Genomic DNA, 22,651 nt, shown 5'->3' on the forward strand with positions numbered 1-22,651 from the left:
CCTCGCCACAGGTTTCTCTGACTCCAGACGCTCTTGAGTGAACAGCATCGCGGCGCTTTCAGCCTCAGGAAAGTTGCGCCTTGTATTCTTTCTGATACTGCCCGGCGAGGGTTTCTTTCTGTTGGTCGTCGAGCAACTTGCCGGCCATCTGGAAGAACTTCTGCTCCTCCTCTTTCAAGTGGTGATGGACCTTCTCCGAGAGCTTTTTCGCCGTTGCCAACCAGGACGGACTGGACATTTCGGTCGCATCCAGCGCTTCCATCATCTCGTCCATTTCGTGGTGTTCGGAGATGGCGTGGCGGCTAAGATCCACGCCGTTGTCGAACTCCATCAGCGGCATGTAGAAATGGCGTTCTTCAGCGGTTTCGTGGGCCTGAAGCTCGGATTTGAGCCGTTTGTAAGCCTCGACCCGTTCCGGGGTGTCGCCACGGGTTTGAATCAGTGCAACGGCATAGCGGCGCTGACGGTCGTGGCTTTCGCGCAAGGCTTCGAAAATATTCACGGGCTGTCCTCAATGGCTACGTTCAGCAATGACGCTGTTCAGGCTAGACATTCCCCGGGCCCCGGGGGTTCCTTCGGTTGCGGGGGATAGAACAATCGCCACAACCGGGATAGGCTCGGTGTTCATTGCCATAAGGATGTGTTGCCTATGACCCTGCGAATCGAATTGTCGAAAAATGCCACCCCGGAAGAGCGCGAGGCGATCCTCACACCGCTGCGCGCTTACAACGCCTCAAAGGCCGGGGCCACGGTGTCGGAGCAGATTGCTTTGCTGGTACGCAATGACAGCGACGAGATTCTCGGTGGGCTTTATGGCCGAGTGTTTTACCAGTGGTTTTTCATTGAGTTGTTGTCGGTGCCGGAGCAGGCCCGGGGACAAGGGATGGGCTCGAAGCTGATGCAGATGGCCGAAGACCTGGCGCGGGAGAAGGAATGCGTGGGGATCTGGCTGGACACCTTCGACTTCCAGGCGCCGGAGTTTTACAAGAAGCATGGTTACAGCGAGTTGGGGCACATCGCCGATTACCCGCCGGGCCACAAGCGCTTCTTTTTCCAGAAGCGTTTGGTGAACGACGCCTAATCCTGTGGGAGCAATCCCATTTGTGATCGACACCGGACAATTGTGGGAGCGAGCCTGCTCGCGATAGCGGTTTTTCATTCAACAATGTTGTCGACTGACCCGCCACTATCGCGAGCAGGCTCGCTCCCACAGGGTAGGTGCGCGGCTCATCGACTCAGAGGCAGGTCGCCAACGCCGCCAATCGGCGCTTGGCGACAAAATCGTCATGCTGCGCGTAGTAACTCAACGCTGTACCCGAGGCGTCGGTGCTCACGTCCACGAAGGACTCGGCCGAACGGGTATACACCGTGGAGCCACCCTTCTTGCCCGGCTGCAAATACGCGCCCGCATCGACGCCGAATACCGCTTCGTCCTGCCATGCAAACTGCACGCACTGGGCAACGACTTTTTCCGGTTTGTCCGAGGTCAGGGTTTTGTACGGGGTTTTGGTGCGGGCGTCATTCATCGCCGATCCGGCGCAGCCCGCCAGCAAGGTTGCGGCCAGCGCCACCATCAGAATTCGCATTGCGTTCGCTCATCAAGAAAAAGCGGACTGTATCACCGCGGCGCGGCGTATCGTTCTGCTTTACTTCATTTATACCGCGACACCGCGCAACGATTCGCGCACCCTGTCGCGCCATTAACGCCGCATCGCCCATTTCTCCGGGCGCATTTTTCTGGAAAGGTCATGACACCCAACGCCGAATACTACAAACCGACCGCTGAATACGCCGACAAGCTGATCAGCCAGATCGGTCAGACGCCTTCCTGGATCGCCAAGCGAATTGGCGTCACCGACAAACGGATTCGTTACATTCTCGATGGCGAAAGAACCGTCAAAGGCGAAACCACGCCGATCCAGATGACCTACCCCGAGCAGTTTGCTCTCGAGTGTCTGGCCGCGGCCGCCAAGGCGAGCAAAAAGCAGTCTTCCAAGGAGTGACCATGGCGGCAACCGAACAGCAACACGAGCAGGCGCTGAAAAAGTTTCTCGATGAGCGTCCTGAGCTGCGCGTCGAACTGGACAACCTGAATCCACTGTTGGCCCAGGCCAAGGGTGTAACAGTGGCGCAGTACCGCGATGAGCGCTTGCATGAAGCGTTCGAAGCCGAGGCTGAGCGCCTGGGCTTGTTTGCCTGGGAGCTGACACTGCAACTGACTGCCGCCACGCCCGAGGACTACCAGGCCCAACGCCTGGAGGTGCACAAGGAAGTCGCGGAGATGGCCGGCATGGACTGGCTGGAGTATTGCGAGTTATATGGGTTAACCAAATAATCTCGCTGCTCAAGGAAGCCTTCATCGATGCTGCCTTCGCCCTCAAGTACCCGGGCCACACCGGGCCATTTGCATACCCATAAATGGCGCGGGCGCATCGGCCTGTCGCTGGTCGCCAGTTTGTCGGTGCTCGCCGGCATGACCGATGCCATCGGCTTCATGGCCAGCGGCGACTTCGTGTCCTTCATGAGCGGTAACACCACCCGTCTGGCCGTGGCGATCAGCGACGGCGACCTCGGGCTGACCCTGCGCCTGATAATCCTCGTGACCACGTTCGTCGCCGGCAACGCCCTGGGCATTGTCGTCAGCCGGCTCGGTGGCCGACGGGCGTTGCCGTTGCTGCTGTGCATCGCCACCCTGCTCTGCGGCGCTGCGGCATGGCCCTATGAGACGCAGTTGCCGGCGTTGCTGGCGGCGATCATCGCCATGGGCATGCTCAATGCCGCCGTGGAAGAAGTGAACGGCCTGCCGGTCGGGCTGACTTACGTCACTGGCGCGTTGTCGCGGTTTGGCCGTGGGCTGGGGCGGTGGATGCTGGGCGAGCGGCGCAACGGCTGGCGAGTGCAATTGATCCCGTGGGCCGGGATGTTTGCCGGCGCGGTGCTGGGTGCAGTGCTGGAACATCATCTTGGGCTCAAGGCCCTGTTTGTCAGCGGGCTGCTGGCCGGGGCGCTGGGGGTGCTGTCGTTGAAGATACCGCGGCGTTGGCAGTTGGGTTACATGCCGCGCTGAATCTTGTATTGACTGTTCGGGCCTCATCGCGGGCAAGCCCGCTCCCACAGGTTTTGCGGTGAAGCTACAATCTTCGGCATCACACAAATCCCTGTGGGAGCGGGCTTGCCCGCGATGGGGCCCGCACAGACAACATCGATTTAGCCGCCCCGCCGATAAAGCTTTATCATGGCCGCAGTTTCGCTGATCGAGTCCGTCATGAAGTTCGCCATTGCGCTGTTTTCCGCCGCCCATGCGCCCTCCTCGCGCCGCGCCTTGCTGTTCGCCCAGGCCGCGCTGGCCGGCGGGCATGAGATTGTCCGGCTGTTTTTCTATCAGGATGGCGTCTACAACGCGTCCACCAGCGTGGTCACGCCTCAGGATGAGCAAGACTTGCCCAAGCAATGGCGCAACTTTGTCAGCGAGCATCAACTCGATGGCGTGGTCTGCATTGCCGCCGCCCTGCGCCGTGGGGTGTTGAACGAGGAAGAAGCCCAACGCTATCAGCGTGAAGCGGTAGCGGTGGGTGCGCCGTGGGATTTGTCCGGTCTCGGCCAGTTGCATGACGCGGTGCAGGACGCTGACCGCTTGATCTGTTTCGGAGGCGCGTGAGATGGCTAAGTCCTTGTTGATTATCAGCCGTCAGGCGCCATGGTCCGGGCCGAATGCACGGGAAGCGTTGGACATCGTGCTGGCCGGCGGTGCCTTCGATCTGCCGATCGGCCTGCTGTTTCTCGATGACGGTGTGTTCCAGCTCGCCAATGAACAGAACGCCAAAGCCCTGCAACAGAAAGACCTGAGCGCCAACCTGCAAGCCTTGCCGATGTTCGGCGTCGAAGAGCTGTTCGTCTGTGGTGAAAGCGCCGCGACCCGTGGTCTGGCCCCCGAAAACCTGTCACTTGAAGAAGCCCGGGTACTGACCACCCAGGACATCACCGCCCTTATTGACCGTTACGACCAGGTGATCACCCTCTGATGTCGACTTTGCATGTGTTGTCTCATTCCCCTTTCGGCGATGAACGTCTGAGCAGTTGCCTGCGCGTGATCGGCGCCAACGATGCGCTGCTGCTCAGTGGCGACGCGGTCTATGCCTTGCAGCCAGGCACTGCGCCGTTCGGTGCGCTGCACGCCCGCCAATTGAAACTGTTCGTGCTGGCCGAAGATGCTCAAGCGCGGGCTCTGCAAGTCCCGGACTGGGCCAAGGCCATCGATTACCCGGCCTTCGTCGAACTGTCGATTCACTACGACAAGGTCAACAGTTGGCTATGAAATCCATGACGGTCGGCGCCCGCGCCATTGAACTGGACAAGGACGGTTTCCTGGTCGAACTGAGTGACTGGTCTGCCGAGGTGGCCGCCGCCCTCGCTGCCGCCGAAGACATCGAGTTGAGCCCGGAACACTGGGAGATCCTCGAACTGCTGCGCAGTTTCTACGACGAATTCCAGCTGTCCCCGGCGACCCGCCCGCTGATCAAGTACACCGCATTGAAACTCGGCCCCGACAAGGGCAACAGCCTGCACCTGAACCGACTGTTCAAAGGCACCCCTGCCAAACTCGCCGCGAAACTGGCGGGCCTGCCCAAACCGACGAATTGCTTATGACCGACTATCCAGCACTGACCCTCGAAACGCCCGCCGAGCATCCGTTCGCCCAGTTCGTGCGGATTCTTGGCAAAGGTAAACGCGGTGCCCGCAACCTGACTCGCGAAGAAGCCCGCGAGGCCATGGGCCTGTTGCTCGACGACAAAGTCGAAGACACCCAGCTCGGCGCCTTCCTGATGCTGTTGCGACACAAGGAAGAAAGCGCCGAGGAAATGGCCGGGTTCACCGAAGCCTTGCGTGAACGCCTGAATCCGCCAGCGCTGGCGGTCGATCTGGACTGGCCGACGTATGCCGGCAAGAAGCGTCACCTGCCGTGGTATCTGCTGGCGGCCAAGTGCCTGGCGCAGAACGGCGTGCGTATCTTCATGCATGGCGGCGGCGCGCACACGGCCGGTCGGCTGTACAGCGAACAATTGCTCGAAACCCTGAACATTCCACTGTGCCGCAACTGGCAGCAGGTCGACGCTGCGCTCGATCAGGGCGGCCTGGCGTTCATGCCATTGGTGGACTGGGCTCCGCAACTTCAGCGGATGATCGACCTGCGCAACACCTTGGGCCTGCGCTCGCCGATCCATTCCCTGGCGCGGATTCTCAACCCGTTGGGCGCTCGCTGCGGTCTGCAAAGCATTTTCCACCCTGGCTATCAGGCCGTGCATCGCGATACCAGCGGTTTGCTCGGCGATACCGCCATCGTCATCAAGGGCGACGGCGGTGAAATCGAGATCAACCCGGACGCCGACAGTCACCTGTATGGCACCACTGGCGGCGAAAGTTGGGATGAAGAATGGCCGCAGCTGTCGACCCAGCGCCACGTCAAACCGGCCAGCCTCGATCCGGAGCATTTGAAAGCGGTGTGGCGTGGCGACGTGGTCGACAGCTACCCGCAAATGGCGCTGATCTCGACCATGGCCCTGGCGTTGCGCGGCCTCGGCCAGAGCCGCGAGCAAGCGTTCGAAACCGCCCAGCAGTACTGGGACGCCCGGGACAAATCGATTTAACCGATCATAACTGCCTAACCTTTGCGCTTTTTGTTCGAACCCATGCGCATAGACTCCTCTCCAACGCTTATCGGTTGAGGAGTTTTGAACATGGGTTTGTTAGTCGAAGGCCGCTGGCAAGATCAGTGGTATGAAAGCAAGGACGGCACCTTCCAGCGCGAACAGGCGCAACGTCGCCACTGGCTGACCGCCGACGGCAAGCCAGGCCCGACCGGCGTCGGTGGTTTTGCCGCCGAGGCCGGGCGCTATCATCTCTACGTCTCCCTCGCCTGCCCATGGGCTCATCGCACGCTGATCCTGCGCAAACTCAAAGGCCTCGAAAGCCTGATCGATGTGTCGGTGGTCAGTTGGTTGATGCTGGAAAACGGCTGGACCTTTGACAAGAACCTGGGCTCGACCGGCGACAAGCTCGATCACTTCAGTTTCATGCACCAGCGCTACACCGCCGATACCGCTAACTACACCGGCCGCGTTACGGTGCCGGTGCTCTGGGACAAACAGACGAATCGCATCGTCAACAACGAGTCGGCGGAAATCATCCGCATGTTCAACAGCGCGTTCGATGATTTGACCGGCAACGACCTGGATTTCTACCCGGCCCCCTTGCGAAACGAAATCGACGCCATGAACGAGCGGATTTATCCGGCGGTGAACAACGGCGTGTACCGCGCCGGGTTTGCCACCTCGCAGCAGGCTTATGAAGAAGCGTTCGATGAGTTATTTGCTGAGCTGGATCGGCTGGAGCAATTGCTGAGCGCCAATCGTTACCTGACGGGTGAATACCTGACCGAAGCCGACATCAGGCTATTCACTACCCTGATTCGCTTTGATGCGGTGTATTACGGCCACTTCAAATGCAATTTGCGGCGGATTGCCGATTATCCGAATCTGTCGAACTGGCTGCGGGAGATTTATCAGTGGCCGGGGATTGCCGAGACGGTGAGTTTCGAGCACATCAAGAATCACTACTACGGTAGCCACAAGACCATCAATCCGACCGGGATCGTGCCGAAGGGGCCGGCGCAGGATTTCACTGCAGCTCATGATCGGGCGCGGTTGAAGGGAAAAGGGGTTTGGCGCAGGATCTGAATTCGTACAGGCTTTGAGGGCCCCATCGCGGGCAAGCCCGCTCCCACAGGGATTTGTGTGATGCCAAAGATTGCAGCTTCACCAAATAACCTGTGGGAGTGGGCTTGCCCGCGATGGGGGCGACTCGGTCCTCAGACCTGCGCCTGAGCCCCTTCGAACCACGCCAGTTTCTCGCGCAGTTGCACCACTTCCCCGACGATCACCAGCGTCGGCGCATGCACTTCATGCTCCGCCACCAGCCGTGGAAGGTCGGCCAGGGTGCCGGTAAACACCCGCTGATTGACCGTGGTGCCCTGCTGGATCAACGCCGCCGGGGTATCGGCCGCGCGACCGTGCTTGATCAACTGCTCGCAGATGATCGGCAGGCCCACCAGCCCCATGTAAAACACCAGGGTTTGCGCCGGCGCGACCAGGTCGGCCCACGGCAAATCGGTGGAACCGTCCTTGAGGTGCCCGGTGACAAACCGCACCGACTGCGCGTAATCGCGGTGAGTCAGCGGAATCCCGGCATAGGCCGCGCAACCACTGGCTGCGGTAATGCCCGGGACGACCTGGAACGGAATGCCATGGGCCGCCAGTTCTTCGATCTCTTCACCGCCGCGCCCGAAGATAAACGGATCGCCGCCCTTCAAGCGCACCACGCGCTTGCCGGCCTTGGCCAGATCCACCAGATGCTGGTTGATCTGTTCCTGAGGCACGGCGTGATCGGCGCGGCGCTTGCCAACGTAGACCCGCTCGGCATCGCGACGGCACAAATCCAGAATCGCCGGCGCCACCAAGCGGTCATACAAAACCACATCGGCTTGCTGCATCAGCCGCAAGGCGCGGAAGGTCAACAGGTCGGGATCACCCGGCCCGGCGCCCACCAGATAAACCTCGCCGGTAGCGACAGGCGCTTCGCCATTGATTTTCGCCAGCATCAAGCGCTCGGCCTCGACGCCCTGCCCGGCCAGTTGCCGGTCGGCAATCGGGCCCTGGAATACATCCTCCCAGAACGCCCGACGCTGCTGCACATCCGGAAACAGACCTTTGACCTGAGTACGGAAACGCGCCGCCAGACCGGCCAGTTGCCCGTAGGTCGAAGGAATCCAGGTTTCCAGCTTGGCGCGAATCAACCGCGCCAGCACCGGCGCATCGCCGCCGCTGGACACCGCAATGATCAGCGGAGAACGATCGACGATCGCCGGGAAGATCACGCTGCACAGGGCCGGCGCGTCCACCACGTTGACCGGCACGCAACGCCGATGAGCATCGGCGGAGACTTGCGCGTTCAGCGGTTCGTCGTCGGTGGCGGCGATGATCAGCCCGCAGCCGTCCAGATCCGCCTCGACGTAGCCACGCACCAGGCACTCGCCACCGCTGCCGACCACCAGCTCACGCAGTTGCGGTTCGATTTGCGGTGCAACCACCCGCAGCAGCGCACCGGCTTCGGCCAGCAGGCGGGATTTGCGCAAGGCAATCTCCCCTCCGCCGACGACCAATACACGACTGCCGCGAAGGTTATGAAACAGCGGCAGATAGTCCATTTAGCCGATGACCTCAAGGCCACCCATGTACGGCTTGAGCACCTCAGGCACACGGATCGAACCGTCAGCCTGCTGGTAGTTCTCGAGCACCGCCACCAGGGTACGACCGACCGCCAGGCCGGAACCGTTCAGGGTGTGAACCAGCTCAGGCTTGCCGGTTTCCGGGTTGCGGAAACGCGCTTGCATGCGGCGGGCCTGGAAATCGCCGCAGTTGGAGCACGACGAAATTTCGCGGTATTTGTCCTGGCTCGGAATCCACACTTCCAGGTCGTAGGTCTTGACCGCGCTGAAGCCCATGTCGCCGGTGCACAGCGCCAGGGTGCGGTATGGCAGCTCCAGCAGTTGCAGCACTTTTTCGGCGTTGGCCGTCAGGTTTTCCAGCGCTTGCATCGAGGTCGATGGTTCAACGATCTGGACCATCTCGACCTTGTCGAACTGGTGCTGACGGATCATGCCGCGAGTGTCGCGACCCGATGCACCGGCCTCGCTGCGGAAGCACGGCGTGTGCGCCACGAACTTGATCGGCAGCAGTTTCGAATCGACGATTTCGCCAGCGACGATGTTGGTCAGCGACACTTCAGCGGTCGGTATCAGGTACAGATCGGCTTCGCCTTCGCGGCTGATCTTGAACAGGTCTTCTTCGAACTTCGGCAACTGACCGGTGCCCTGCAACGCAGGCGCCTGCACCAGGTACGGGGTATATGCCTCTTCGTAACCGTGTTCGTTGATGTGCAGGTTGATCATGAACTGTGCCAGGGCACGGTGCAGACGGGCGATCGGGCCGCGCAGCAGGGCGAAACGGGCGCCGGACAGCTTGGCGGCGGTTTCGAAGTCCAGCCAGCCGAACTTCTCGCCCAGGGCCACGTGGTCCTGAACCGGGAAATCGAAAGCCTTAGGCGTGCCCCAGCGACGCACTTCAACGTTGCCTTCTTCGTCATCGCCGACCGGCACCGATTCGTGCGGCAGGTTCGGAATGCCCAGCAGGATCGAATCCAGCTCGGTCTGGATCGCGTCCAGCTCGACTTTACCGGCGCTCAACTCACCCGCCATGCGCTCGACGTCCGCCATCAACGGCGCGATGTCTTCGCCGCGCTGCTTGGCCTGACCGATGGACTTGGAGCGCGCGTTACGTTCAGCCTGCAGTGCTTCGGTGCGGGTCTGGACGGTCTTGCGCTGTTCTTCCAGCGCTTCGATGCGCGCAACATCCAGGGCAAAGCCACGGGATGCCAGGCGGTCCGCTACGTCCTGAAGGTTGCTACGTAACAGTTTGGAATCGAGCATGTCGGTTTCTCGTTATCAAAGTTTGGTCAAGGACAGGCCAGCCCAGGTGGCGAGCAGCCCGCCGAATACGCTGATGACCGCATAGCCCAGGGCCAGCGGCACTTGCCCGGTTTCCAGCAGGCGCACCGTATCCAGTGAAAAGGATGAAAAAGTCGTCAGCCCCCCGAGGAAGCCGACCATCAACCCGGCGCGCACCGCAAACGGTACCTCCGGGCGAATCAAAAACAGACCGTATAGAACGCCGATCAGCAAACAGCCCACGATATTAACGGCCAGCGTCGCGGTATAGAAGTGCCGCGGCCAATTCGCGTTGATCCAGTTACCGGTGGCGAAGCGCAATAGCGTGCCGGCGACACCGCCAACAGAAACGGCAACGATCAATGCAATCACTATTTTCTCCGTTGCCGGGGGCTTAGACGATCAAGCTGCGCGAGGTGGTTAAGCTTTTCGCCGATTTTCAGTTCCAGGCCGCGGGGCACTGGTTGATAAAACCGTTGCGGTTCGAGTTCGTCCGGGAAGTAGTCTTCGCCAGCGGCGTAGGCATCCGGTTCATCGTGGGCATAGCGGTATTCATCGCCATAACCCAATTGCTTCATCAACTTGGTCGGCGCATTGCGCAAGTGCAGCGGCACTTCGAGCGAACCGTGTTCGGTGGCGCTGCGCATCGCGGCTTTGAAGCCCATGTACACCGCATTGCTTTTCGGCGCGCAGGCCAGATACGTGATGGCCTGGGCCACCGCCAACTCACCTTCGGGGCTGCCAAGGCGCTCCTGCACTTCCCACGCCGCGAGGCACAGGCTCAGGGCGCGAGGGTCGGCATTACCGATGTCTTCGCTGGCCATGCGCACCACGCGCCGAGCCAGGTACAGCGGGTCGCAACCGCCGTCGATCATCCGCGCGAACCAATACAGCGCGCCATCGGGATTGGAACCGCGCACCGACTTATGCAGCGCGGAAATCTGGTCGTAGAAAGCTTCGCCGCCCTTGTCGAAGCGCCGGCGGGTATCGCCGAGCAGACTTTGCAGCAGATCGACGCCGATTTCGCTGTTGTCTTCAGCCAGGTCGGAGGCGTTTTCCAGCAGGTTGAGCAGACGCCGGCCATCGCCATCGGCGGCGGACAACAGCATCTGGAAACCTTCATCGCTGAGGGTCAGTTGCCGCTTGCCCAGCCCGCGCTCTTCGGTCAGCGCGCGATGCACCAGCTTGCGCAGGGCCGCTTCGTCGAGGCTTTTGAGCACATAGACGCGCGCCCGGGACAGCAGCGCGTTATTGAGTTCGAACGAGGGGTTTTCGGTGGTCGCGCCGATGAAAATCAGCGTGCCGTCTTCAACGTATGGCAGGAACGCATCCTGCTGGGACTTGTTGAAGCGGTGCACTTCGTCGACGAACAGGATGGTGCGTTTGCCGTACTGCCCGGCCTGCTGCTTGGCGACTTCCACCGCCTGGCGGATTTCCTTCACGCCGGCCAGCACCGCCGAAACCGTTTCGAAGTGCGCATCGGAGACTTCCGCGAGCAGCCGCGCCAAGGTGGTTTTACCCACCCCCGGCGGGCCCCAGAAAATCATCGAATGCAGGGCACCCTGCTCCAGCGCTTCGCGCAAAGGCTTGCCGCGAGCGAGCAGGTGTTCCTGACCGACGTACTCGTCCAGATTGGTCGCGCGTAGGCGTGCGGCCAAGGGCTGAGCAATCGGGGCGCTGCGAAACAGGTCCATCACTACTTGCGAAACCTCACTGCCTATCAGTCAATAATTTGAACACCGCTGATCCCTGTGGGAGCGAGCCTGCTCGCGATAGCGGCATTACATTCAACATCAATGTTGACTGACCCGACGCTATCGCGAGCAGGCTCGCTCCCACAGGTTCTGTGTTTTATTCCTGGATCACGTCCGCCCCTTTAGGGATGTCGAACTTGAACTTGGACGCCGGAATCGGCTCGTTGGCCTTCACGCCGGTGAACAGGATGTTGGTGCGCTGGCCGACGCTGTCGATCATCTGCATATCATTGACCAGACCATTGCGGAACGACAGGCGCAGGCTGTCGAACAGGGTGTCCTTGGTTTTCGGCTTCAGGGTGAAGTCGATCACACCGCCGGCTTCCTTGGCGCTGATGTCGAAGCTCTGGCTGATCTTCGATACATCACCGGACAGCAGCAACGCCGGGGTCTGGGTCAGACGCTGATCGAGATTCTTGATGGTGGCCTGTTCCAGATCCGGGTCCCACAGGGTCACTTTCTTACCGTCCGACACCATGGTTTGCTCGGCCGGCGCGTTGGTGTGCCAATAGAACAGGCCCGGGCGCTGCAAGGACATTTCCCCCGCTGTTTCTTGTAACTGGGTGCCGCTGCCATCAAGAGTCAGCTGGGAGAAACGCGCGGTCAGGGTCTGGGATTTTTCCAGCAGTTGAGTCAGACGCGCCACGTCCTTGTCATCGGCGTGGGCCGAGAGCGTGGTCAAAGCCAGTACCGGCAGCAACAGCATGCGGATAAGACGCATGGGAGTCCTCATAAACATTCGTGGGAGTGCGGGCGGCATCTCAGACACCGCCCCTTTCAAAACCGGATCAGTCGCGCACCGGGCCAGGGGCCAGGACTTCACGCGAACCGTTGGTGTTCATGGACGTCACGACCCCGGCCATTTCCATGGCTTCGATCATGCGCGCCGCGCGGTTGTAGCCGATTTTCAGCTTGCGCTGAACCGCGGAGATGGACGCACGACGGCTTTCCAGTACGAACTGCACCGCTTCGTCGTAGAGCGCATCGGTTTCAGCATCATCGTCACCGCCACCGCCGCCGTTTTCAAAGCCACTACCGGGCTCTTCGACACCAGCGAGGATGTCATCGTTGTATTCAGGCGCACCGCGCAGTTTCCAGGCTTCAACCACCCGGTGAACCTCATCATCGGACACGAACGCGCCGTGAACACGAATCGGCAGACTGGTGCCCGGCGGCATGTACAACATATCACCGTGGCCCAGCAGTTGTTCGGCGCCGCCCTGGTCGATGATGGTCCGCGAATCGATCTTGCTCGATACCTGGAACGCCATACGGGTCGGAATGTTCGCCTTGATCAGACCGGTGATCACGTCCACCGACGGACGCTGGGTCGCGAGGATCAAGTGGATACCGGCCGCACGGGCCTTCTGGGCAATACGGGCGATCAGCTCTTCGACCTTCTTGCCGACGATCATCATCATGTCGGCGAATTCGTCGACGACCACGACGATGGTCGGCAATTTTTGCAGCAGGGGTGCCTCGTCGTGGATGCTTTCGCGCTTGTACAGCGGATCGCTCAACGGCTCGCCGGCGTCCTGGGCTTCCTTGACCTTGGCGTTGAAGCCCGACAGGTTACGCACGCCCATTTTCGCCATCAGCTTGTAGCGCCGTTCCATCTCGGCGACGCTCCAGCGCAAGGCGTTGGCGGCGTCCTTCATGTCGGTGACCACCGGGCACAGCAGGTGCGGAATGCCTTCGTAGATCGACAGCTCAAGCATTTTCGGGTCAATCATGATCAGCTTGGCGTCTTCCGGGCCAGACTTGAACAGAATCGACAGGATCATCGCGTTCACGCCCACCGACTTACCGGAACCGGTCGTACCAGCCACCAGCAAGTGCGGCATTTTCGCCAGGTCGGTGATGACCGGCTTGCCGCCGATATCATGGCCCAGGGCCAGGGTGACCGGGGACTTGAAGTTATCGTACTCGGGGGTCGACAAGACCTCGGAAAACCGCACGATCTGCCGGTCTTCGTTAGGGATCTCGATACCGACCGTGGTCTTGCCCGGAATCACTTCCACGACACGCACGCTGGTCACGGCCAGGGAACGGGCCAGGTCTTTCGCCAGGTTGGAGATGCGGCTGACTTTGACGCCGGCTGCTGGCTGGATTTCGTAACGGGTAATGACCGGACCCGGGTGAATCGAATCCACCGAGACCTCGACGCCGAATTCCTTGAGCTTGATTTCCAGCAAGTGGCCGACGGCCGCCAGGGACTCAGGCGAATAATTGAGTTGTTTCTTTTCCGCGGGGTCGAGAATCGAGATCGGCGGCAAGGTGCCTTCCACGGCGCTGTCGACGAACAACGGCGCCTGTTTCTCTTTTTCCACGCGTTTGCTGGGAGCGGCCGGTTTGGGCGGAGCCGGGGCAATCACCGGCGGTACCTGCTTCTCGCGTTCGGACATGTGCTTGCTCAGGGCTTGCTCACGCTCGATCAGGCGCTCCTTGACCTTGGCCTGCTCGCGTTTGTCGGTGACGGTCGGCGCGACCACGTCATGCACGCGATCATCGACCTCACGCAGCTGGGCAACCAGTTGCTTGCGTTCGACACGGGCCGCCCACCAGCGATTGGCCGCGCCCTGAAACAGTTCGAACAGATCAAGGGTGATCTTGCCGGTGACGTCCATCACCTTGAACCACGACAGGTCGGTGAACACCGTCAGGCCGAACAGGAACAGCGCGATGAACAACAGCGTGCTGCCCTGGATATTCAGCGCGTTCCGGGCCAGATCGCCGAGGCTTTCGCCCAAAGCGCCACCCGCGCCGGCCGGCAGACCGGTCGCCGCATGGAAATGGATGTGGGCCAGCGCCGCACCCGACAGCACCAGGAATACCAGGCCGATCAGGCGCCAGGAGAACAACCAGCCGCTCCACTGCCACGGTTCGTGGCGCTGGCGGAAGATCTGATACGCCTTGATCGCCAGCAGCAACGGGAAAATGTAGGCGAAGTAACCCAGGACCATGAACAGGATGTCGGCGCTGTAAGAGCCGGCAGGCCCGCCGAAGTTCTGCACATCGTCGATCTTGCTGTTATGGCTCCAGCCCGGATCGTCTTTGCCGTAGGTCAACAAAGCCATCATCAGGAACAGGCACAAGGCGCCGATGGCGATCAATGCACCTTCCTTGAGCCGGTAGTGCAATTGCTGGCGCCAGAGCGGGACGACTGTTTTAGGTGCTGCGGTGGATTTCTTCAAAACGCTTCTTTTCCTGCGCCCATGGCGCGTCCATCTGTTGAATGACTATAAAAACTGCCCAATCCAGGCAGGTAAAAAAGATAACAGGCGCAACTGGGACTACTTTTAACACTGCGCCCCGGTTTTTCGAAATACGGCACGCACCGCTTTTTTGATACAAACACTGTTACAAGCGAGCATTGTACGGGTTTGTTCACCCGATGCCATGCTTGAGCCCCTTTGGGTGCAGCATAGCCAACAGCACAGTACGCGCGGTCCAATTTGAGCATGCATTCTCTTTTGTGACAAAGGCTTATGAGGTGTTTTTATGACTGAAGCGCAGCATTCCCGCCTGATCATTCTGGGTTCCGGCCCTGCCGGTTACAGCGCAGCCGTTTATGCCGCTCGCGCCAACCTCAAACCCGTTGTCATCACCGGCATACAGGCAGGTGGCCAGCTGACCACCACCGTCGAAGTCGACAACTGGCCCGGCGACGTCGAAGGCCTGACCGGCCCGGTACTGATGGAACGCATGCAAAAACACGCCGAACGTTTTGATACAGAGATCGTTTACGACCACATCCATACGGCCAAGTTGCAACAGCGCCCGTTCGAGCTCATCGGCGACAGCGGCACCTACACCTGCGATGCGCTGATTATCGCCACCGGCGCTTCGGCCCAATACCTGGGGCTGCCATCGGAAGAAGCCTTTGCCGGCAAAGGGGTTTCGGCCTGCGCCACCTGCGATGGCTTCTTCTACCGCAACCAGGTGGTCGCGGTGGTTGGCGGCGGCAACACGGCCGTGGAAGAAGCGCTGTACCTGTCGAACATCGCCAAGGAAGTCCACCTGATTCACCGTCGCGACAAACTGCGTTCGGAGAAGATCCTCCAGGACAAGCTGTTCGAAAAAGCCGCCAACGGCAATATCCGTCTGCACTGGAACCAGAATCTGGACGAAGTACTGGGCGATGCCAGCGGCGTGACCGGTGCCCGTCTACGCCACAGCCATACGGGCGAAACCAATGAATTGCCGTTGGCCGGTGTATTCATCGCCATCGGCCACAAGCCCAACACCGACCTGTTCCAGGGCCAGCTGAAAATGCGTGACGGTTACCTGCTGGTCAAGGGCGGCAGCGAAGGTGACGCCACCGCCACCGACATCGAAGGCGTGTTCGCCGCCGGTGATGTGGCCGATCATATTTACCGCCAGGCGGTGACGTCCGCCGGGGCCGGCTGCATGGCCGCGCTGGATGCCGAGAAGTATCTCGATGACATCCCTACCGTTTGACGGTTAACCTCCTTCAAGGCGGGCTCAACGGCCCGCCACCGCCCTCCCCTTCTGCAAGCCCGGATGCCATGCTGACTTGGTTACAACGCAACACCCTGACCTTCCCGCCGCTGGAAAAAGCCATGCGCGACCCCAACGGGCTGCTGGCCGCGGGCGGCGATCTGTCCGCCGATCGCCTGATTCAAGCCTATCGTCACGGTTGCTTTCCGTGGTTCTCGGAGGGCCAGCCGATTCTCTGGTGGTCGCCGGATCCGCGCACGGTTCTGTTTCCCGACGAACTGCATGTCTCCCGTAGCTTGAACAAACTGCTGCGCCAACAACGCTATCAAGTGACCTTCGATCGGGATTTTGCCGCGGTCATCCGCGCCTGCGCCGCACCGCGCGAATACGCCGACGGCACCTGGATCACCCAAGAGATGCAGGACGCCTACGTCGAACTGCACCGGCGTGGTTATGCCCATTCGGTGGAGGTCTGGGACGATGGCGTGCTGGTCGGCGGGCTCTACGGCCTGGCGATGGGGCAGTTGTTTTTTGGCGAGTCGATGTTCAGCCGCGCCGACAACGCCTCCAAATATGGCTTCGCCACACTGGTGCGACATCTGAAAGACTCAGGTTTTGTGCTGATCGATTGCCAGATGCCTACCGATCATCTGCACAGTTTGGGTGCCCGAGCGATTCCTCGCCGCGAATTTGCCGGCTACCTTGCGCGACACCTGGATCAACCGGGCCGCGCCAACTGGGTTTGCTGAGCGACTTCTGCGCGCGTGGCTTACACTTAATGCGGGGAAACGAATTGAGAGCGCCCCCTAATCAAAAGCTTATCCCGAGGGTTGATCATGACCGAGTTGGCGCGTTTGAAGTTCTATGCCACTCAGCCCCACTCTTGCAGTTATCTGCCCGAGGAGCAGGCCACCACGCTGTTCCTCGACCCTAGCCAGCCCATGGATGTGCATGTCTATGCAGACCTGTCGGAAATGGGTTTTCGTCGCAGTGGCGATCATCTCTACCGGCCCCATTGCCAGCATTGCAATGCGTGCGTACCGGCGCGCATTCCTGTGGCGCAATTTACCCCCAACCGTCAGCAGAAACGCATTGTCAAACGCAATGCCGACTTACAGGTGCGTCCGGCCAGACCAACGTTCAGCGAAGAGTATTTCGATCTCTATCAGCGCTACATCGAACAACGTCACGCCGATGGCGATATGTATCCGCCGAGCCGCGACCAGTTTTCGACCTTCCTGGTGCGCGACCTGCCGTTCTCGCGCTTCTATGAATTTCGTCTCGAAGGCCGACTGCTGGCAGTGGCCGTCACTGACTTGCTGCCCAACGGTTTGTCGGCGGTCTACACCTTCTACGAGCCCGGCGAGGAGCGTCGCAGCCTGGGGCGTTACGCGATTCTCTGGCAGATCGCCGAAGCCCGGCGCCTGGGGTTGGAAGCGGTCTATCTCGGCTACTGGATCAAAAACTGCAAAAAAATGAGCTACAAAACCCAATATCGCCCTATCGAACTGCTGATTAATCAGCGTTGGGTCATCCTGAGCTAGTGCCCTGTCTCGCAAATACTGTTCCTTTTTGACGGTGTCTGTTGTCATCATGCTGCGTTGCCGCTCCTTGCCATAGCGGGCTATGACTCGTCGCGGCGCCTTGCCTGACGACAACAGCCACTCGCCAAAAGAGGAACGTATTTGTGAGACAGGACACTAACCCCTTGGCTTAAACCCCATTTTTCGGGCACAATGCACGCCGCTTTTGCCTGGCGCAGTTGCACCGGGCCATTCATTGGACACCGAGGGCTTTACTGCATGTCGAAAGAAGACAGCTTCGAAATGGAAGGCACTGTCGTCGACACCCTGCCCAACACCATGTTTCGTGTGGAGTTGGAAAATGGGCACGTCGTAACCGCGCATATCTCCGGCAAGATGCGCAAGAACTACATCCGTATTCTTACCGGCGACAAAGTGCGCGTCGAGCTGACGCCCTATGACTTGAGCAAAGGGCGCATCACCTACCGCGCTCGCTAATCAAGTCAATACAAAACGCCCGGCTATGCCGGGCGTTTTTGTTTGTGCGTGAACTAGCTGCCACATTTCGAGCCGCTGCCCAGACCCTGTGGGAGCGGGCTTGCCCGCGATAGCGGTGGGTCCGCTTGCCTGGATGCTGAATGTGCCGCCGCCTTCGCGGGCAAGCCCGCTCCCACAGGGTTTTGTGTTTATTGCTTGAAATCGATCAGGCAGCAAAAAGGCGCCAATCGGCGCCTTTTTGCTTTGTTGCGGTTTAACGTCAGGCCATTTCAGCCGTGGTCTCGAACTCGAAGGTCAGCTCGCCGTCCTTGAGGTCGATGTGTACCACACCACCATGGTCGGCCAGTTCACCAAAGAGGATCTCTTCGGCCAGTGGACGCTTGATCTTGTCCTGGATCAAACGCGCCATTGGACGAGCGCCCATTGCCGTGTCGTAGCCACTCGCTGCCAGCCAGCCGCGCGCTGCGTCCGTCACTTCCAGCTGCACGCGCTTGTCTTCCAGCTGCGCCTGAAGTTCGGTAAGGAACTTGTCCACCACGCTTTTGATGACCTCATGGCTGAGGCGACCAAACTGGATAATGGTGTCCAGACGGTTACGGAATTCCGGCGTGAAGCTCTTCTTGATCACTTCCATCGCGTCGGACGAGTGGTCCTGATAGGTGAAACCGATCGAAGCACGCGCCGCAGTCTCGGCACCGGCGTTGGTCGTCATGATGACGATCACGTTACGGAAGTCCGCCTTGCGTCCGTTGTTATCAGTCAACGTACCGTGGTCCATGACCTGCAACAGCAGGTTGAAGACTTCCGGATGCGCCTTCTCGATTTCATCGAGCAACAGCACGCAGTGAGGCTGCTTGGTGATGGCTTCGGTCAGCAAACCGCCCTGATCGAACCCGACATAGCCTGGAGGCGCACCGATCAGACGCGATACGGTGTGGCGCTCCATGTACTCGGACATGTCGAAGCGAACCAGCTCGACCCCCAACGCCTTGGCCAGTTGCCGCGCGGCCTCGGTTTTACCAACACCGGTCGGCCCTGCGAACAGGAACGAACCGACTGGCTTGTCAGGTGACTTGAGGCCGGCACGGGACAGTTTGATCGCAGTCGACAGCGAGTCGATCGCCGCATCCTGGCCAAATACCGTGAGTTTCAGGTCACGCTCAAGGTTACGCAGCAGCTCTTTATCGGAACTGGTGACGTGTTTTGGCGGAATTCGCGCGATTTTCGCAACGATGTCCTCGACCTGAGGCACTTCGATACGTTTCACGCGCTTCTCGATCGGTTGCAGACGCTGATAGGCACCCGCCTCGTCGATGACGTCGATCGCCTTGTCCGGCATGTGCCGGTCATTGATGTAACGCGAGGCCAGTTCAGCAGCGGCGCGCAGGGCTTCATCGCTGTATTCGATGTTGTGGTGCGCTTCGAAACGGCCTTTCAGGCCACGCAGGATGCCAATGGTGTCTTCCACCGAAGGTTCCGACACATCGACCTTCTGGAAGCGCCGAGCCAGGGCACGGTCCTTCTCGAAGATCCCACGGAATTCCTGGAACGTGGTCGAACCGATGCAGCGAATGTCGCCCGAAGACAGCAATGGCTTGAGCAGGTTCGAGGCATCCATGACGCCACCGGACGCAGCGCCCGCACCGATGATGGTGTGGATCTCATCGATGAACAGGATCGCCTGCGGACGTTTTTTCAGCTCATTGAGCAGCGCCTTGAAGCGCTTCTCGAAATCGCCGCGGTATTTGGTCCCGGCCAGCAAAGCCCCCAGATCGAGGGAATACACCACGCTGTTGGCCAGCAGATCCGGTACCTGGTTGTCGACAATGCGTTTGGCCAGGCCTTCGGCAATCGCGGTTTTACCCACGCCTGCCTCGCCCACCAGCAGCGGGTTGTTTTTGCGACGACGCGCAAGGATCTGCGCGACGCGCTCGACTTCCAGCTCACGGCCTACCAACGGATCGATACGCCCCTGGCGCGCGAGCTCGTTGAGGTTGCTGGCATAAGCATCCAGAGGATTGCCTGAAGAAGAAGACTCACCGCCCTCGTCGTCCTGCATATCTTGTTCACCTTCAGAGTGATCGCCATGCCCTGGCACTTTGGAAATGCCATGGGCGATGTAGTTGACGACATCGATGCGCGCAACGCTCTGCTGTTTCAGCAGAAACACTGCCTGACTCTCTTGCTCACTGAAGATTGCGACCAGCACGTTAGCACCAGTCACTTCGCGTTTGCCCGAGCTCTGCACGTGAAAGACAGCACGCTGCAATACACGCTGGAAGCCCAGGGTTGGCTGGGTTTCACGATCCTCGTCATGAAGAGGGATCAATGGCGTGGTGGAGTCGATGAACTCCTGCAGATCATGCTTGAGTTTGTCGAGGTTTGCGCCGCAGGCACGCAAAACGGTGGCGGCAGCCTCATTATCCAATAGGGCCAACAGCAGGTGTTCGACCGTCATGAATTCATGACGCTTCGAACGAGCCTCCTTGAAGGCAAGATTGAGGGTGACTTCGAGCTCGCGGTTTAACATAGCTTCACCTCATACCCAAGTGGTCGGCGATTAACCGTCCTTCTCGATTTCACAGAGTAGCGGATGCTGGCTTTCCCTGGCGTACTGGTTGACCTGCATGGCCTTGGTCTCCGCGATGTCGCGGGTAAACACTCCACATACTGCCCGTCCTTCTGTGTGGACGGCCAGCATGACCTTGGTCGCCAGCTCGCGATTCAGGTTAAAAAACACCTCGAGCACTTCGACGACGAAATCCATCGGTGTGTAGTCATCGTTGAACAAAACCACCTTGTACATCGGTGGCGCCTGTAGAGCAGGCTTAGCCTCCTGAACAGCAATGCCTGCGGAATCGTCGTCGTGTAAATCAGGGCGATCCTGATTGAATGTTAGTCGAATCTGGCTGATTGCATGCATGGAAAGAAAGGTTCGTCAGTTGTGCAAATACAGTGGTGGGGGCTGTTATGAACGTTTTCAACTCCGACTGCCCGGTCACCTTGACTATCGGAGAATCGGTGTTACAACCAATAGAGCCCACAGTGGGTAAAAAAGGTCCGCGGAGTCAATCTATTTGCAAGATTAGACTGCGGATTAACTGGATGATACTCCAGTGATGGAGTCTGTTGCAGAGGGATATGGGTATGGCTGTCGGTAAGGTGAAATGGTTCAACAATGCCAAGGGGTTCGGTTTCATTAACACCGACGCCAGAGAAGGTCGTGACGAGGATGGAAAGGAAATCGATTTCTTCGCCCACTATTCGGCCATTGTGATGGACGGATACAAGACCCTCAAGGCCGGACAAATCGTTAGCTTCGAGATCATTCAGGGCCCCAAAGGGCTGCATGCAGTAAAGATCGCGGCTGCCACCCCTTCGAACGAACAGAGCACCCCTGCCACCCGACAAGAAACAGTGTCGAGCTGACGCAGCTCGTCATCCAGTCATAAAAAAACCGCCCGAAGGCGGTTTTTTTGTACCGACGCGCTTACATATGCGAAATCAGTGCATCACCAAACCCTGAAGACGAAACCAGTTTGGCGCCTTCCATCAGGCGCTCGAAATCATAGGTCACGGTCTTGGCGGAAATCGCGCCGTTGGTGCCTTTGATGATCAGGTCGGCCGCTTCGGTCCAGCCCATGTGACGCAGCATCATCTCGGCGGACAGGATCAACGAACCCGGGTTGACCTGGTCCTTGCCGGCGTACTTCGGCGCGGTGCCGTGGGTCGCTTCGAACATGGCCACGGTGTCCGACAGGTTGGCACCCGGCGCGATACCGATACCGCCCACTTCGGCCGCCAGGGCGTCGGAGAGGTAGTCGCCATTGAGGTTCAGGGTCGCGATCACGTCGTATTCGGCCGGACGCAGCAGGATCTGCTGAAGCATGGCGTCAGCAATGGCGTCCTTGACGATGACATTCTTGCCGGTTTTCGGGTTCTTGAACTGCATCCACGGACCGCCGTCGAGCAGGGTCGCGCCGAATTCTTCAGCGGCCACTTCGTAGGCCCATTCCTTGAAGGCACCTTCGGTGAACTTCATGATGTTGCCTTTGTGCACGATGGTCAGCGAGTCGCGGTCGTTGTCGACCACATACTGCAGGGCCTTGCGCGCCAGACGCTTGGTGCCTTCCAGGGACACCGGCTTGACGCCGATACCGCAGTTTTCGTCGAAACGGATCTTGGTGACGCCCATTTCTTCTTTAAGAAACTTGATGACCTTGGTCGCTTCCGGCGAACCGGCTTTCCATTCGATACCGGCATAAATGTCTTCCGAGTTTTCGCGGAAGATGGTCATGTCGACATCGCCTGGCTTCTTGACCGGGCTCGGTACGCCTTCGAACCAGCGCACTGGGCGCAGGCACACATACAGGTCGAGTTGCTGGCGCAGGGCCACGTTCAGCGAACGGATGCCACCGCCGACCGGGGTGGTCAGAGGGCCCTTGATGGAAACCACGTAATCCTTGACCGCGTCCAGGGTTTCCTGAGGCAGCCAGGTGTCCTGATCGTAAACCTGAGTCGCTTTCTCCCCGGCGTAGACTTCCATCCAGGAAATTTTGCGCTCGCCGCCGTAAGCCTTCTTAACAGCAGCATCGACAACCTTGATCATGACCGGGCTGATATCAACGCCAATACCATCGCCTTCGATGAAGGGGATGATCGGGTTGTTAGGAACATTGAGAGAATGGTCCGCGTTGACGGTGATTTTGTCGCCGACGGCTGGAACCTGAATCTTCTTGTATCCCATGCTGAACTCCATTGTTTGGATTGAACATCTGGCTTGGTCCGAGCGTACCCCAGTTAAATCGGCGCGCAAACCCTATGTTCCGCCCATCCGCCGCAAAGCGGCACAGTTC

General features: G+C 59.5%; 27 protein-coding genes. 15 read left to right on the forward strand and 12 right to left on the reverse strand.

What is annotated here, in order from left to right; all coding sequences use genetic code 11:
* Nucleotides 1-64: 64 nt before the first annotated feature.
* Nucleotides 65-502 (reverse strand): hemerythrin domain-containing protein, encoded by a 438-nt coding sequence (locus tag AB7M22_RS16405; RefSeq protein ID WP_454187120.1) that lies wholly within the window; start codon nt 500-502, stop codon nt 65-67.
* Between the two features lie 147 nt (nt 503-649).
* Between AB7M22_RS16405 and AB7M22_RS16410 the strand changes: the two genes are divergently transcribed.
* Nucleotides 650-1,081 carry a GNAT family N-acetyltransferase gene (locus AB7M22_RS16410; RefSeq protein ID WP_454187121.1) on the forward strand — a complete coding sequence of 144 codons (432 nt, stop codon included), beginning with the start codon at nt 650-652 and terminating at the stop codon, nt 1,079-1,081.
* Between the two features lie 154 nt (nt 1,082-1,235).
* Here the strand turns inward: AB7M22_RS16410 and AB7M22_RS16415 are convergent, their stop codons facing one another.
* The gene (locus tag AB7M22_RS16415; RefSeq protein ID WP_008008545.1) at nt 1,236-1,586 is read right to left on the reverse strand and encodes a hypothetical protein; all 351 of its coding nucleotides are present in this window, start codon (nt 1,584-1,586) and stop codon (nt 1,236-1,238) included.
* A 162-nt stretch (nt 1,587-1,748) separates the two neighbouring features.
* On the opposite strand from AB7M22_RS16415, the gene AB7M22_RS16420 reads away from it, so the two are divergent.
* From AB7M22_RS16420 to AB7M22_RS16460, 9 genes are all read left to right on the forward strand, one after another.
* Nucleotides 1,749-2,003 carry a hypothetical protein gene (locus AB7M22_RS16420; protein WP_008008546.1) on the forward strand — a complete coding sequence of 85 codons (255 nt, stop codon included), beginning with the start codon at nt 1,749-1,751 and terminating at the stop codon, nt 2,001-2,003.
* A 2-nt stretch (nt 2,004-2,005) separates the two neighbouring features.
* The gene (locus tag AB7M22_RS16425) at nt 2,006-2,335 is read left to right on the forward strand and encodes a DUF6388 family protein (protein WP_008008547.1); all 330 of its coding nucleotides are present in this window, start codon (nt 2,006-2,008) and stop codon (nt 2,333-2,335) included.
* A gap of 27 nt (nt 2,336-2,362) precedes the next feature.
* Nucleotides 2,363-3,067 (forward strand): YoaK family protein, encoded by a 705-nt coding sequence (locus AB7M22_RS16430; RefSeq protein ID WP_454187122.1) that lies wholly within the window; start codon nt 2,363-2,365, stop codon nt 3,065-3,067.
* Nucleotides 3,068-3,265: 198 nt separating this feature from the next.
* Entirely contained in the window at nt 3,266-3,658 is a 393-nt protein-coding gene (tusD, locus tag AB7M22_RS16435; protein ID WP_454188826.1) for a sulfurtransferase complex subunit TusD, read from the forward strand.
* A gap of 1 nt (nt 3,659) precedes the next feature.
* On the forward strand, nt 3,660-4,022 hold the full coding sequence (gene tusC / locus AB7M22_RS16440; protein WP_454187123.1) for a sulfurtransferase complex subunit TusC: 363 nt from the start codon (nt 3,660-3,662) through the stop codon (nt 4,020-4,022).
* Nucleotides 4,022-4,315 (forward strand): sulfurtransferase complex subunit TusB, encoded by a 294-nt coding sequence (gene tusB, locus AB7M22_RS16445; RefSeq protein ID WP_454187124.1) that lies wholly within the window; start codon nt 4,022-4,024, stop codon nt 4,313-4,315. Before tusC ends, tusB begins: the two co-directional genes overlap by 1 nt.
* Nucleotides 4,312-4,647 carry a TusE/DsrC/DsvC family sulfur relay protein gene (locus tag AB7M22_RS16450; protein WP_007904907.1) on the forward strand — a complete coding sequence of 112 codons (336 nt, stop codon included), beginning with the start codon at nt 4,312-4,314 and terminating at the stop codon, nt 4,645-4,647. The genes tusB and AB7M22_RS16450 overlap by 4 nt, the downstream gene beginning before the upstream one ends.
* Complete coding sequence (locus tag AB7M22_RS16455) at nt 4,644-5,645, forward strand: glycosyl transferase family protein (protein ID WP_454187125.1); 1,002 nt, start codon at nt 4,644-4,646, stop codon at nt 5,643-5,645. The genes AB7M22_RS16450 and AB7M22_RS16455 overlap by 4 nt, the downstream gene beginning before the upstream one ends.
* A gap of 90 nt (nt 5,646-5,735) precedes the next feature.
* Nucleotides 5,736-6,734, forward strand: a complete 999-nt coding sequence (locus tag AB7M22_RS16460) for a glutathione S-transferase family protein (RefSeq protein WP_454187126.1) — start codon at nt 5,736-5,738, stop codon at nt 6,732-6,734.
* A 131-nt stretch (nt 6,735-6,865) separates the two neighbouring features.
* On the opposite strand, the gene cysG is transcribed toward AB7M22_RS16460, so the two are convergent.
* From cysG to AB7M22_RS16495, 7 genes are all read right to left on the reverse strand, one after another.
* Entirely contained in the window at nt 6,866-8,260 is a 1,395-nt protein-coding gene (gene cysG / locus AB7M22_RS16465; RefSeq protein WP_454187127.1) for a siroheme synthase CysG, read from the reverse strand.
* A complete protein-coding gene (gene serS / locus AB7M22_RS16470; RefSeq protein WP_008008557.1) occupies nt 8,261-9,541 on the reverse strand; it encodes a serine--tRNA ligase in 1,281 nt (426 codons plus the stop codon). It abuts the gene before it with no gap.
* 15 nt (nt 9,542-9,556) lie between these two features.
* Nucleotides 9,557-9,931: a fluoride efflux transporter CrcB gene (gene crcB / locus AB7M22_RS16475; protein ID WP_007904914.1), complete on the reverse strand. Its 375-nt coding sequence runs from the start codon at nt 9,929-9,931 to the stop codon at nt 9,557-9,559.
* Nucleotides 9,931-11,253, reverse strand: a complete 1,323-nt coding sequence (locus AB7M22_RS16480) for a replication-associated recombination protein A (protein ID WP_008008559.1) — start codon at nt 11,251-11,253, stop codon at nt 9,931-9,933. Before AB7M22_RS16480 ends, crcB begins: the two co-directional genes overlap by 1 nt.
* Nucleotides 11,254-11,410: 157 nt before the next feature.
* A complete protein-coding gene (gene lolA / locus AB7M22_RS16485; RefSeq protein ID WP_008154853.1) occupies nt 11,411-12,034 on the reverse strand; it encodes an outer membrane lipoprotein chaperone LolA in 624 nt (207 codons plus the stop codon).
* 67 nt (nt 12,035-12,101) lie between these two features.
* On the reverse strand, nt 12,102-14,507 hold the full coding sequence (locus AB7M22_RS16490) for a DNA translocase FtsK (protein ID WP_032830114.1): 2,406 nt from the start codon (nt 14,505-14,507) through the stop codon (nt 12,102-12,104).
* The gene (locus AB7M22_RS16495; protein WP_454187128.1) at nt 14,504-14,776 is read right to left on the reverse strand and encodes a hypothetical protein; all 273 of its coding nucleotides are present in this window, start codon (nt 14,774-14,776) and stop codon (nt 14,504-14,506) included. The genes AB7M22_RS16490 and AB7M22_RS16495 overlap by 4 nt, the downstream gene beginning before the upstream one ends.
* A gap of 38 nt (nt 14,777-14,814) precedes the next feature.
* Between AB7M22_RS16495 and trxB the strand changes: the two genes are divergently transcribed.
* From trxB to infA, 4 genes are all read left to right on the forward strand, one after another.
* On the forward strand, nt 14,815-15,774 hold the full coding sequence (gene trxB, locus AB7M22_RS16500; RefSeq protein WP_454187129.1) for a thioredoxin-disulfide reductase: 960 nt from the start codon (nt 14,815-14,817) through the stop codon (nt 15,772-15,774).
* Nucleotides 15,775-15,842: 68 nt separating this feature from the next.
* Nucleotides 15,843-16,523, forward strand: coding sequence for a leucyl/phenylalanyl-tRNA--protein transferase (gene aat / locus AB7M22_RS16505; RefSeq protein ID WP_008068331.1), 681 nt, complete (start codon nt 15,843-15,845; stop codon nt 16,521-16,523).
* Between the two features lie 87 nt (nt 16,524-16,610).
* A complete protein-coding gene (locus AB7M22_RS16510; protein ID WP_008008563.1) occupies nt 16,611-17,318 on the forward strand; it encodes an arginyltransferase in 708 nt (235 codons plus the stop codon).
* A 258-nt stretch (nt 17,319-17,576) separates the two neighbouring features.
* On the forward strand, nt 17,577-17,795 hold the full coding sequence (gene infA / locus AB7M22_RS16515; protein WP_002553999.1) for a translation initiation factor IF-1: 219 nt from the start codon (nt 17,577-17,579) through the stop codon (nt 17,793-17,795).
* 259 nt (nt 17,796-18,054) lie between these two features.
* Here infA and clpA read toward each other — a convergent pair whose 3' ends face one another.
* Nucleotides 18,055-20,325 (reverse strand): ATP-dependent Clp protease ATP-binding subunit ClpA, encoded by a 2,271-nt coding sequence (gene clpA / locus AB7M22_RS16520; protein WP_007905018.1) that lies wholly within the window; start codon nt 20,323-20,325, stop codon nt 18,055-18,057.
* Between the two features lie 30 nt (nt 20,326-20,355).
* Nucleotides 20,356-20,718, reverse strand: coding sequence for an ATP-dependent Clp protease adapter ClpS (gene clpS / locus AB7M22_RS16525; RefSeq protein WP_015094394.1), 363 nt, complete (start codon nt 20,716-20,718; stop codon nt 20,356-20,358).
* Between the two features lie 224 nt (nt 20,719-20,942).
* Between clpS and AB7M22_RS16530 the strand changes: the two genes are divergently transcribed.
* Complete coding sequence (locus tag AB7M22_RS16530; protein WP_427622869.1) at nt 20,943-21,224, forward strand: cold shock domain-containing protein; 282 nt, start codon at nt 20,943-20,945, stop codon at nt 21,222-21,224.
* Between the two features lie 61 nt (nt 21,225-21,285).
* On the opposite strand, the gene icd is transcribed toward AB7M22_RS16530, so the two are convergent.
* Nucleotides 21,286-22,542, reverse strand: coding sequence for an NADP-dependent isocitrate dehydrogenase (icd, locus tag AB7M22_RS16535; protein ID WP_038982523.1), 1,257 nt, complete (start codon nt 22,540-22,542; stop codon nt 21,286-21,288).
* Nucleotides 22,543-22,651 lie beyond the last annotated feature (109 nt).

The sequence above is a fragment of the Pseudomonas sp. ADAK2 TE3594 genome, from assembly GCF_053628675.1.